Origin of the sequence: Sphingobacterium sp. UBA6317, from assembly GCF_002440385.1 — a bacterium.
In the GTDB taxonomy this organism is placed as follows: Bacteria; Bacteroidota; Bacteroidia; order Sphingobacteriales; family Sphingobacteriaceae; genus Sphingobacterium; species Sphingobacterium multivorum.
In genome coordinates, this window is the sequence record NZ_DJTD01000053.1 from 31,328 (window position 1) to 43,085 (window position 11,758).

At 38.1% G+C, this 11,758-nt stretch carries 15 protein-coding genes; all 15 read right to left on the reverse strand.

Translation table 11 applies throughout. The features are described 5' to 3' along the window. Positions 1-7: 7 nt before the first annotated feature. A complete protein-coding gene (locus B3E92_RS18500) occupies positions 8-463 on the reverse strand; it encodes a TlpA disulfide reductase family protein (RefSeq protein ID WP_070562088.1) in 456 nt (151 codons plus the stop codon). An 81-nt stretch (positions 464-544) separates the two neighbouring features. Further along, the gene (locus B3E92_RS18505; protein WP_070562090.1) at positions 545-1,540 is read right to left on the reverse strand and encodes a type I glyceraldehyde-3-phosphate dehydrogenase; all 996 of its coding nucleotides are present in this window, start codon (positions 1,538-1,540) and stop codon (positions 545-547) included. Positions 1,541-1,568: 28 nt separating this feature from the next. Then, positions 1,569-2,228 (reverse strand): peptide-methionine (S)-S-oxide reductase MsrA, encoded by a 660-nt coding sequence (msrA, locus tag B3E92_RS18510; protein ID WP_286897874.1) that lies wholly within the window; start codon positions 2,226-2,228, stop codon positions 1,569-1,571. Continuing rightward, on the reverse strand, positions 2,225-2,434 hold the full coding sequence (locus B3E92_RS18515) for a hypothetical protein (protein ID WP_070562094.1): 210 nt from the start codon (positions 2,432-2,434) through the stop codon (positions 2,225-2,227). Before B3E92_RS18515 ends, msrA (B3E92_RS18510) begins: the two co-directional genes overlap by 4 nt. A gap of 4 nt (positions 2,435-2,438) precedes the next feature. Beyond that, the gene (msrA, locus tag B3E92_RS18520) at positions 2,439-2,930 is read right to left on the reverse strand and encodes a peptide-methionine (S)-S-oxide reductase MsrA (RefSeq protein WP_070562096.1); all 492 of its coding nucleotides are present in this window, start codon (positions 2,928-2,930) and stop codon (positions 2,439-2,441) included. 63 nt (positions 2,931-2,993) lie between these two features. After that, entirely contained in the window at positions 2,994-3,440 is a 447-nt protein-coding gene (msrB, locus tag B3E92_RS18525) for a peptide-methionine (R)-S-oxide reductase MsrB (RefSeq protein WP_070562098.1), read from the reverse strand. A gap of 21 nt (positions 3,441-3,461) precedes the next feature. Then, a complete protein-coding gene (gene trxA, locus B3E92_RS18530; protein WP_286897878.1) occupies positions 3,462-3,788 on the reverse strand; it encodes a thioredoxin in 327 nt (108 codons plus the stop codon). A gap of 100 nt (positions 3,789-3,888) precedes the next feature. Continuing rightward, the gene (locus tag B3E92_RS18535) at positions 3,889-4,374 is read right to left on the reverse strand and encodes a peptide-methionine (S)-S-oxide reductase (protein WP_070562102.1); all 486 of its coding nucleotides are present in this window, start codon (positions 4,372-4,374) and stop codon (positions 3,889-3,891) included. 589 nt (positions 4,375-4,963) lie between these two features. Next, positions 4,964-5,215, reverse strand: a complete 252-nt coding sequence (locus B3E92_RS24385) for a carboxymuconolactone decarboxylase family protein (protein WP_376781272.1) — start codon at positions 5,213-5,215, stop codon at positions 4,964-4,966. 161 nt (positions 5,216-5,376) lie between these two features. After that, complete coding sequence (locus tag B3E92_RS18540) at positions 5,377-6,216, reverse strand: AraC family transcriptional regulator (RefSeq protein ID WP_286897880.1); 840 nt, start codon at positions 6,214-6,216, stop codon at positions 5,377-5,379. Positions 6,217-6,811: 595 nt separating this feature from the next. Continuing rightward, entirely contained in the window at positions 6,812-7,357 is a 546-nt protein-coding gene (locus B3E92_RS18545) for a carboxymuconolactone decarboxylase family protein (protein WP_286897883.1), read from the reverse strand. Between the two features lie 49 nt (positions 7,358-7,406). Next, positions 7,407-7,946 (reverse strand): carboxymuconolactone decarboxylase family protein, encoded by a 540-nt coding sequence (locus B3E92_RS18550; protein WP_286897885.1) that lies wholly within the window; start codon positions 7,944-7,946, stop codon positions 7,407-7,409. Between the two features lie 623 nt (positions 7,947-8,569). Continuing rightward, the gene (locus B3E92_RS18555) at positions 8,570-9,364 is read right to left on the reverse strand and encodes a haloacid dehalogenase type II (protein WP_286897886.1); all 795 of its coding nucleotides are present in this window, start codon (positions 9,362-9,364) and stop codon (positions 8,570-8,572) included. 64 nt (positions 9,365-9,428) lie between these two features. Next, positions 9,429-9,947 carry a DinB family protein gene (locus B3E92_RS18560; RefSeq protein ID WP_286897887.1) on the reverse strand — a complete coding sequence of 173 codons (519 nt, stop codon included), beginning with the start codon at positions 9,945-9,947 and terminating at the stop codon, positions 9,429-9,431. Positions 9,948-10,440: 493 nt separating this feature from the next. Further along, entirely contained in the window at positions 10,441-10,878 is a 438-nt protein-coding gene (locus B3E92_RS18565; RefSeq protein ID WP_072996028.1) for a DUF417 family protein, read from the reverse strand. Positions 10,879-11,758: the final 880 nt, after the last annotated feature.

The following is an 11,758-nucleotide window of genomic DNA, read 5'->3' on the forward strand; positions in this document are numbered from 1 at the left end:
TTCTAATTCACTTTTCCAACTCTTCAATAATTGCGTAATCTAACCATAATAATGCTCGATTGGGATCCGAACCAAATATGGAACGGACTACCTTACCGTTTTTATCTACCAAAACCCAGTGAGGTGTCCCCCCGGCTTGGTAATCGTGAAAAGTGGTGGCCATACCGGCATCCCTAAAAACCGGAAACCTAACATGCAATGACTTTAAATTTTCAATAATTTCATCATTGGTATATTCGGGACCTTCAAAATTGCTATGAATCCCTAATACGTTCATCTTGTCCCCGTGTTCATACGCCATTTTATTGGCAAATGGGATAGCTCTTCCTACACATCCCGGACAGCCTAAATAGAAAAACAAGATCAATAAGGGTTTTCCTTTGAAGCTATCGTAATGTGGAAGATCTTTCTGTCCGATACTTTCCAAATGCCAGGGTTGGATTTGGTTGTTCAAAATTTCCATAACAATAAATATCAAAATTCCCCTATCCTTTTCAGAAGGGGAATGCAGTTAATCGACGTAAGCATGTGCGCTTAAATCAGTTTATTCAGGTTGCCATATTGATTGAATCTGTCTGATCATCTGATTGGTAAATCCCCATTCATTGTCATACCAAGCCATTATTTTCACTAGGTCTCCATCAACAACCCTTGTCATTTCTAAATCTACGGTAGAAGCGAAAGCACTTCCTATGATATCAGTTGATACAAGGGGTTCATTTGTTACAGCGATCACTTTTTTATACCGTTCTGTGGTCGCTTCTTCTGACAGAATCTGATTGATTTCCTCAACCGTGGTAGGTCTCTCAGCAATAAAAGTAATATCCGAAATGGAGCCAACAGGGACGGGAACTCTAATGGCAACGCCGTCGAACTTTCCGGCGTACTGAGGTAATACTTTAGTAGTCGCTATGGCTGCTCCCGTAGCAGCCGGTGCCAGATTCAAGCCGGCCGCTCTACCCATGCGTGGCTCTTTTTTCGAAGGCGCATCGACAAGGCTTTGTGAAGCAGTATATCCATGTATGGTATTAAGAATTGCTTTTTTTATACCTAACCTTCTTCCCAAAATTTCTATTACAGGGCTGATGTTATTGGTCGTACAACTTGCACAAGAAAAGACCAATGTCTTATCATCTGTAGTGTTTACGCCATAAACAACTGTTGGAGTGTCTTTTGTAGGACCTGAAATTACAGCTGCTTTAGCACCAGCCAGAATATGCCCTTCAGCATCGGCACTGTTGGTAAATATGCCGGTACTTTCAATAACAACGTCTACATTGAGTGCTTTCCATGGTAACTCTAAAATGTTGCGTAGACTGGAATACTTGATTTCTTTATCCCCCACAAATAAGCTGTCTCCTTCAAATTTAACATCTTTAGCATACTTACCATAGTTACTGTCGTATTTAAGCAGATATGCTGCATTTTCTACCGACATCAAATCGTTTATGGCGACGACTTCAAGGTCATCGGTTTCAAAAATCAGTTTTAATGCTGCCCTTCCTATGCGACCAAATCCGTTGATTGCTACTTTTTTCATGATTTTTTATAGTTTTTTGATGATATTATCATTTATTGGTTGCCTTATTAGCTTCCTTCGCCACTTTAAAAAGTGCCGGATTAATATGGCAGTATCCTCCCGGATTCTTATCCAGGTAGTCTTGATGGTAATCCTCGGCTTTATAATATTTCTTTATGGGGGTTACTTCAACTGCTATAGCTCTGATATGTTTTGCCGCCTCTTTATTTATCCGTTGGTTTATAAGTGGTAACTGCTGGCCTGAGGTGTAATAAATGCCCGTACGGTACTGATCACCGATATCATTACCCTGTTTATTTACGCTCGTAGGATCAATAGCAAGGAAATACAAATCAAGTAACAGATTCAAATCCAATTTTTCAGCATCGTATGTAACCTTTACGGTTTCAGCGTAGCCCGTATTTTTCTGTACTACATCCTCATATGTCGGATTGTCGGTACGGCCATTGGCAAAGCCTACTTCGGTAGCGATAACACCATCTACCTGTTTAAAAAAATGCTCTGTTCCCCAGAAACATCCTCCGGCAAAATAGATAACGTCCGTGCTATCGCTATTGCCTGTCATTTCAGTAACGCTTGCTTTTTCTTCCAAGCCCTTATTATGCTCGGCTTTGTTACTCATACTGTTGCTACAACCTGTCATGGCGAAGAAGCCGAGTGCGGTCGATAAGAAAACTACTATATTCATATCTTTATTTTTTTATTTTCCATTTCTTCAACAAGCTTTTTGTATACCGACTTTGTAAACCGAATATATTCTTTGGTTAAGGTATCATAGCCAACCCATTGTTGGACATTTTCATAAGGGCATGTAGGTGCGCCTTCCTCCTGTCCAGAGACCAATATATACCGATCGGGATGCAGCTGGTAAATTTCTGCCGTTACTTTGTTCATTGCTTTACAAAAAAGTTCCAAAGCGCTCAAAGTGGCAGGTGTAGCCATTCGGATTTTTGACCAGATAATCTTGATGGTAGTCTTCGGCAGGCCAAAATTTTGTGAACGGCTCCAATGTCGTTACTACCTTTCCAGGCCAGCGTTGCGAATCATCAACTAATTTGATCATTTCCACGGCATCATTTCCTTCTTCATCGTTCTGAATGAATAGTGCCGAGCGGTAACTTTTGCCCCTGTCATTGCCCTGCCTATCTACCGTGCTGGGATCATGTACCCTGAAAAAATAATCCAATAACTCCCTATAAGTTGTCTTGCTTGGATCATAGGTAATTTCAACACCCTCTGCATGGCCGGGATGATACTCGTAGGTGGGATTATCGTTCTGTCCCCCTAAGTACCCGACTTCGGTATTAATTACGCCAGGACGTGCTCTGAAAAGATCTTCCATGCCCCAGAAACATCCACCCGCCAAATATGCTTTTTTCAAATTTTCCATTACTTATAGCTTTTATTTTATTTAAGTTCTTTAAAATTTTTGATCTGAAATGCTTGAGAGATCTCAGCCCTCTACTTTCTTAAGCGCCACGGCATTGATACAGTATCTAAGACCACTTGGTGCAGGACCATCCGGAAAAACATGGCCCAAATGCGCATCACAGACATTGCAGGTCGTTTCCACTCTTATCATACCATAACCACCATCCTTATGGTAGGCAATATTTTCAACAGCTATGGGCTGAGTGAAAGAAGGCCAGCCAGAAGTGCTGTTAAATTTTTCAGTTGCATCAAACAAAGGTGTTCCACAACTGATACATTCATATTTACCCGGTTCAAATAAGCCGCACATATCCGAACTATGTGCTCGCTCAGTACCCTTCCCCCTGGTAACAAAATACGAATCGGGGCTTAACAGTTCTTTCCATTCCTCGTCTGTTTTTTCCACCCTGCGAGTCGGAACAGGATTACCTTTGTTTACGAACTTGATGATATCATTCCAGTTTAACATAACTATTTATTTTGAATGTTACTATTTATTTCCTATTTCCAACGCGGATATCTTCTTTTGAAGTTCGTCCTTGGTTCGAAGACCTACTATGGTCTCCACAGCTTTTTGGTTCTTGAAAAAGATCAATGTGGGGATGCTACGCACACCAAAACGCTGGGCAAGTTCCTGTTGATTATCAACATTAACTTTAACTATTTTGACCTTCCCCTCAAAGTCTTTGGACAGGTCATCCAATGTGGGTAATAGCGCCTGGCAAGGACCACACCAGTCGGCGTAAAAATCTACAACTACGCTTGCTTCTTTTTGAATTGTTTCTTCAAATTCCTGTTTACTTTCTATTTTTCTCATAACTAAAAACTTTAATTGTTATCTAACTCCACAAAGTTAATATACGGCAATACCCTTTCTCTTACCGTTATCACCCGATATTTTGGCAATTCTTCCCATCTTAAAAATCATTTCGAATATGATGACCGAATGTTTTGCGTATTGCAGCTAGTTTAGGATTTATATTGGTTTGGCAGAAAGGTTTCTGTTTGTCTTTTTTATAATAATTGAGGAAACGCTCCGAATTCAATCTGAAGTCTGCCAAGGGCAGTGTCTGTGTAATATATTTGGTGTCATTTTCCTTTGACAGTTTATTGATTATTATTTCGATAGTGTCTTTATCATTGGGATCAATATAATACACTGCCGAACGATACTTGTAACGCATACTGTGTGCGCTTGCGCTACTATGCGTCAGCAGATGCACTTCAATTAACACATCCAGTGTGATGCCTTCATTAAAATGGACAATAACGGCTTCTGAAAATGTATCATAGGGGTTCAATGAGGAGATCCAGCCCTGCTCCACAGACTCAACGCCATTTAAAGCCTGAAATATGGCTTCTGTACACCAATGACAGCCTCCACCAAAACCTATTTTTTTCATATTTCTTATTAACAAATTATTATCTGAGCTAGCGTCTTTTATATTAAAATAATGAATTGAACTCCTAAAGATTATTCGGAGATGCTGCGCATTCTAAAAATTCTTCGAGTTGTGATATCGTTGGATTCTTAATATAATCGTTGCCCACTATTATGGTAGGGAACTTTAATTTACCTTCGTACAGACCCCGTACTTTAGCTTCGGCTTCAATTTTTGTTTCCACATTAAAATCATCAAATTCCATCCATTTGCTTTGCAGGTAGTCGGTAACATCTCATCCCTTCCTTTTGATATACATCCGTAAATTGGTCAATGTACAGCTACAATACCAGATAAAACCGTTGTAAACGGATCGGAACCAATATCACTACCATCATTAAATGCTGGTTCATCGAGAACCAGTTGTCCTGCTCGCCAGTTAAAAGTAATTTTCCTGGTTGTCTTTAACGATATCACCCATAATATCCTTTACGAAGAGTCGTACGGTTTGTTTTTTGTGTATCATAATTTTTAAATTTGCACGATCTTAGAAGTATTTGGTTCCCTTTGAAAAATCCTTTTGAATTCAGTATTCTTTATCTAACTGATGTCAAAATAACTTGGATGTTCGGCTATAGCCTTTGATAGTTTCCACTAACACATTAAGTTTACTGTCAAACGAAACAGAACCTTTTCGTATTTCAAGAATTTCCTCTTCACTGAAACCCTTCAATTTTGCTATCATGGTGTGCATGCTCAGACAGTACATTGCCTTATTCTGTTGTGATACTGTCAATGCTATTGCCTCTAACTCCTTTTTTGACAGAGAGGTCTTTCTCGTATGAAACGGTAGTAGGCAGATAACGCATCGTTAGAATACATCACCGTCAAAAACAAATTTGGTTTACGCCCCAACTTTCTATTGAAATAAGTTAAATACTTACTATTCTGCTCACTCATTGCATTAAGAAGGTACATGTTGTTATCTATCGTTGACATCTCTATTATATTAAAATGTTTCTATCAGATACTTCTGAACTTCGAAATATTTGTTCCCGTATAGAGCTTAAAAAACTTGCTGAAATGTGCCGGATTTTCAAACCCAAGTTCGTATGCTATTTCTTTAGCTGATTTTTCGGTATAATGTAAATAACGTTTGGCTTCCAACAGAAGCTTTTCACGAATGAGTACCGAAGGTGCCGGTTGTTTTAATCGTGCAAAAACATTGCTCAATGTCTTAGGAGATTTATGGAGGGCACCTGCATAAAAATTAACCTGATGTTGTTCTTTGAAATTTTTTTCGAGAAGCAATGCAAATTTTCTCACAATATCCATTTTTTCATCAGGGAATTTTGAATAGCTTTCACTTTGAAGCTTTGCTATTCGTGTAGTTTTTATAATTACCCTTTTTAATAAGGTACGAAGCATTTCTCCCTGAAAATTATCCCTCACCATCAGTTCAGTAGAAAACACTTTTTCAAGGTCGGACAATTCTTCTGCTTCATCGGCATTTAGTGTGATAAACATTGGATGCTGGATTCCGTAGAAGAGAAAACCGACGCATCCAACTTCAGCATCGTGATCGATGATACAGTAAAATTCACGGTTAAATTGCCAGGCAGTTAGGGTCTCAGGATGCTGAAAGGTGAAATGCTGATTGGAAACGAGCGGAAGAATGCTCCGTGGTGGCATTGTGTAGGCTATCGCATCGATGAGTACTTCTTGCGATTCACCCTTATTGTAAACAAAAGTATTTACGGGATTAGGACTTGAATTGCTAAGTCCTAATCCTGAAAACAGTTGATTATCGCTGTGCATAACAAACCGCGCCAATGTTGCATTTTCGTTATATTCTTTGATCATTCCCGTTCAGATTTCATTTTCTTTCATATAATACATATAAAAAAATAACATCAATTGCACTATTGGGCTATTCTCCGGTTACCATATGCATGGCAATAGCGATTCAGTTCCAGCTACCGATGGTAACTGTAACAAAAATTACTTGAGCTAATTTCTGTTCACCAAGCAGCGCTAGTGCTCGATCGTAAGTTTCATCAGAAACCCCAGCTATATCAAGTTAAGCAATTTCTTCTGCCAGTTTAAGTACAGCTTGTTCTGTTTCTGTAAAAAAGTTGTTTCCCACCATGCGGCCAGGACAAACAGGCGCTACGGAGTTTACCCTAATTCCAACGCCGCTTGGGTATGACTGATTATATAGTAACCGCAAACGTTGATTGGTGAAATCCAAGTCCGGATAAGTTCCTTGGGGGTTTGGTTCCTGATCTAAAGTTGGTAAATATTTGTCCGAAGTCCCCCTCGCTCTGTATAATTTAGGTTCTGCTTTTCCGATGTCCTTTCTTGTTTTTAACTTATATTACTGTCGCTTATAATCTTGCAATCTTGTTTTTAGCATGTTCATGTCTCTTAGAAGATTATTTATCCAACCACATAAAAGTTAGATCGAACCAGCCAGCGGAACAGCGGGATAGTCCTTCTCCGGATCGAACACGTTATTGAAAAAGTTCGTCAGTGAATACATAGCCACCAGAGCGACAATCTCCATGACATTCGCATCTGTATATCCAGCTTGACGAACAGTTTCCAGATCAGACTCACCGACCTGACCGCGGGTCTCGATGATTTTGCGCGCAAACTGGACGGCGGCGTCCTTCTTCGGATCGATAGCATGGCCTTTTCGAGCGAGAATAATTTCATCGGCCGGCAACTTAGCCATACTGGCCGCATAGCTGTGAACCGCCAGGCAGTAGTTGCAGCCATTCACCTCAGAGACGGCGAGGCTGATGATTTCTCGCGTCTTCACGTCAAGCACCTTGTTCAGGGAACTGCGGAAAGTAGCCCATGCATTAAACGCAATTGGACTCTGCGCAAATGTCGCAAGCATATTTGGCGTGAACCCGAGCATCTTGGTGAACGTATCAAGAGTTGGTTTAGAGTCAGCCGGCACCTGTTCCGGCTTTAGAGCTTGTGTTCTTGGCATCATAGTCTATAGATTTAAAGTTATTTTGACGTTAACTGAATAGTAGTTATTACTAGCTAATAGATTTTGCTAATGGAAATTCATTAGGCACTTGGGTTACAGCATGTAATATGTTACTGATAGTTCTGTCGCCTATGTGCACGATCATATCAATAAGGTTCTCTTTCGAATAACCGGCATCAAAAAAGGCTGCTACCAATGTTCCATCACCTGCATTTCTTTTTTCTGAAAGCTGTTTGGCGAGTTTTACCAAAGCATTCAATTTTTTATCAAACCCTGCACTTCCACCTCTGATTTCAAGCGTCTGTTCTTCTGTGAAACCATTCATCTTGGCTACCATAGTATGTGCACTTAAGCAATATAAACAACTATTCACCTCACTAACTACGAGCGTTACCGCCTCAATTTCTTTTTTTGTTAACGAAGTTTTGCTATTTTCAAGATTAATATGAGCTTCTAGCGCATTTTCGGAATAAGCTAACGTAGAGTACAAATTAGGCACAGCACCGAATGCTTTTTTCAGACCATCGAATATCTGTTGATTTTTTGCTGAAACCTCTTCTCTTTTTAGGACGTTGAATGTATTTTCCATTTTTATTAAATTGTTATGTTATAAATTTATTCGTTTGTATAGTACAAAGGTAAGCCGAGGGAAAGCTTTCACAAATGTCCGTACTTCCCTTTAAGTTGTCTATACTTCCCGATATGGAAAATTTCACTTCCGGATATGTTTTAATAAATATTGACGATGTACAAATTGACTAGCTATATTAGAGTACTTACACGTTAGCCATCACCGAAAAAGAAATTGTGGGTGAAATAGTTTATCTGTATGTAAGACCTGCTTATGTATGTTTCTTAAAACGCACGAGTATTCCCTTCCAATAATTTCAAATTTGTTTTTTTGATTTTCCCTAAAGTTCTCTTTTAAACAACTTTATTTGATATTTCCCAGATGCATCGGGCAGTTTATTCTCCCTTCACTTTCCTTATTAAGAAGTAGTTATTTCTACATTGTATTGTAGTACTGTGCGCCATCTTAGGTGTGAATTTTGACAGTAAATTGCCGGCTTTCTTAAACAATATATTGCCATTTTACTCTACTTTAAATCGTAGCAGTTTAGCGGGGGAAGGTCAACTGTTTATAGCATTATTACTTTTTGTAATTATTGATGATCTAAAGAGAAAACTACCGTAAACAATACTTTTCTATTATTATTTCAATGCTAAAATTTCATTGGCGACTTTCAATAGATCATCCTTAACGATATCTGGCCTGATCGCAAGAGGAAATAGCTGTTGACCGGGCCTAGATACAAACGCGGTTTGCCAACCAGCCCACTTTGCTCCACCAACATCCCATCCATGAGCAGCTACTAGCATACAATCAACATTTTTTACATTCATTTTTCTTGCAGCCCACTTATACACTTCGATATGCGGCTTAAATTTTCCATAATCCTCTACACTTAAAATTTGATCAAAGAAAGAGTCAATTCCGGCAAATTCTAGTTGCGACTTGACTGCCTTATTCGAAGAATTGCTAAATGAGACTAGAACATATCCGGCTTTTTTCAACAGCGCTAAAGCCTCCGTGACTTCAGGATGTGGCTTTAAAGACAAAATTGGCTTCACTGCTGCTTTCGCTTCATCCTCGCTTAGATCAATCTTATTGTTCTTTGCAACCATTCTTAATGTTGCGGCTCCAATGCTGCCAAAATCCATGTATTGGTCGCTTACGGTAACCACTAGTGAGTATTGAAGCATTGTTGTAAACCATAATGTACCAAGTTCCTTGTTACCTCCAAGTTTTGCAACAACAGATTTCTTCAGGGGCTCTAAATCCAGTAAGGTTTCATTTACATCGAAGAAAATAACTTTCGGCTTATCTGTTGCAACTTCATGCTTATTGGTTGAAAGCTCAGGCTTATTTGCAAAGCCTTCAATATTCACCAAACTTAATAGTCCTATTGGTGCTACGGTCTGTAAAAAGGTTCTTCTGTTCTTCATTTTTTTTCAATTGATTTTAAAACTTAGCCATTGTTAGTTCTTTGACTGAAAAACATTTTTTGTTTTACCAACCCACGTAATTCGGTGGCTTAATGCCTTTAAGACGCAAGTAAACGATAAGCTGTCCGAGATGGTGAGTTTGGTGGTCATGCATCAAAATTAAAATCTGACTCCTGGTCATTGGTCCGGCAAAAAACTTCACATGCTCTTCCAATTGCATTTTGCTTGTTCTATTGTGGCCCTGCAATCCACGATCGTAGGCCTCCGCTAATACTTTTAATACTTCAGCCTTTGAGAGCTTTATTGCAGGATCTCTTTTAACAGGGGCATTAGTAAAAAGGTAAGTGGACGATAACCAATTCATATTGTCGGCAATATGAAGCAACTGCTCCGTAAAAGTCATTTCCTCATCCGTAGCTCTAAATTCATAATCCTTTTCTGGCATTAAGGCAGCAAGCTTTAGTGCATAAGATTTACTATTAGTCCATTTTCTTGCTAACTGTACCTGTAGACTGTCTGTTGATTGAGCCATTGCTGTACAAAATGTACCAAAAAAGATAATCAGTGTAAAAAATTGTTTCATTTTCTTATGTAATTGAGGTTTTCTATTTATTCAAAGGCAATTTCAAATTAGCGACATAATCCTTTATGCTACTTTCGATAAGTGAGCATGGTATGAGTAGGGGTTTGTCGGTAATTTCGACGTTTACAATGATCAACATTATATTCTTTTCGTAGATTTTTCAATTACTGCGACTACAATAGAGCCATTATTACATGCTTTCCCGCAACATTTACTTGAACATTCCCTTTTACATTTATTATTTTTTGTCTTACCGGATTGATGTGATTTACAATCACTTTTTAAAGGATTGCAATAAGAGATTTCCATATGGGAAGCCTGTTGAGCTTCAATCGTATATCCATACGATTGAAGCTCAACAAAATCAATACAAGGCTACTTAAAAGTAACCTCATACTAACGCCTCCCATTATTTCTAATCTTGTTTTCATTAATTATTTATTCACAATACAATTTTATCGTTGATTCGATTGATTCTTCAGCTACCGAGGCTTCATTTAATACTATCTTTCCATAAGGCCACACCAAATCCCAAAAAGACTAAATCTTTCAAAATAAAAAAGTCCGTAACAGGTACTCCATCTACTGTCTTCCATACTCCAGGAGTAGTAAATAAAAAACTAATTGTAAATCCAAAAGTCAAAATCATTAGCAATCCAGCCCATTTTAGGCTATTTTTTATTTTTATTCCTATCAACAGCATTAATCCCGTGATAATTTCAATTATGCCGATTATATTTGAAACGGTTCTAATTGACCATATTTCATAACTCCATCCCATTAAAGGATGATTTTCTACGAGAGATTTAATTCCTTTAGCTTCCGTTAATGTAAACTTAAAAGCACCGATCCAGAGTAGAACAACTGCTGTACCTAGAACCATGATTAATAGCCCGATACTTGGCGTTTTTATGTTGCTTGATTTTTCCATTTTTTTATTTTTTTATTTGATAAAACAAAGATATTTATAAAACAGCGCGGTTAATAGTCCATATTTCCCTAATACATGACGAAATTTCCTTTTATCGACTAAATTGGAATAGCTTTCTTTCTAATTCTAATTTAAAGCTGTTCCGTATTTTTTATATTCATGAATAAGATGCTTTCTAAAATAATAAAAAGGCCTATCATAGAATTAAAGTGATTTTATCTTTTGTGAAGAATAAACTAAGCAATATAGCCACTACAGGATTACATAAGCATATATACTTACTTGTGTAGATACTCGTACATACCACTAAAAGATATAAGGGAAGCAAATATTATCAGGTAATATAGTGAGAGCCGTGATCCTATGTCAACGGTCCTTATGTTGAAATTTTATATTCGGAATTTAGCAGACTAAATGTAATAAAGACCACTCCACCAATTCGCATTTGCCATGAGGTGCTGACCGTCAAACTGTGTAATAACCTCAAATCACAATTTCATACACGGGCACCTATCTTACAAAATTCGCGTATATTCGATTCTCAGCAGTTAGGTTTAGGTTTTTAGACACACTGCCGTTAATGATGTTTTGGAATCTGCGTATTTTTTTGAATATAAAAAACCACTTACCCAAGCAATTTGTGCAAGTAAGTCATGATACCATTTTTACATAGAACCCGCTAAGACCTCTATCCTGTGAAGGAATAGAATATGATTGATGAATACATGGCTGGATTGTATGTTAACATGGTATTAATTCTCTTTTTTTGATTCTGTCTTCGATTTACTGTTTCAAATTTTCCTTTGAATAGGTGGTTGACATTTTAAGTTAGCTAATTTTGTCAATTTGAATCTCCCAAATCACTTGCGTCCTAAACGTT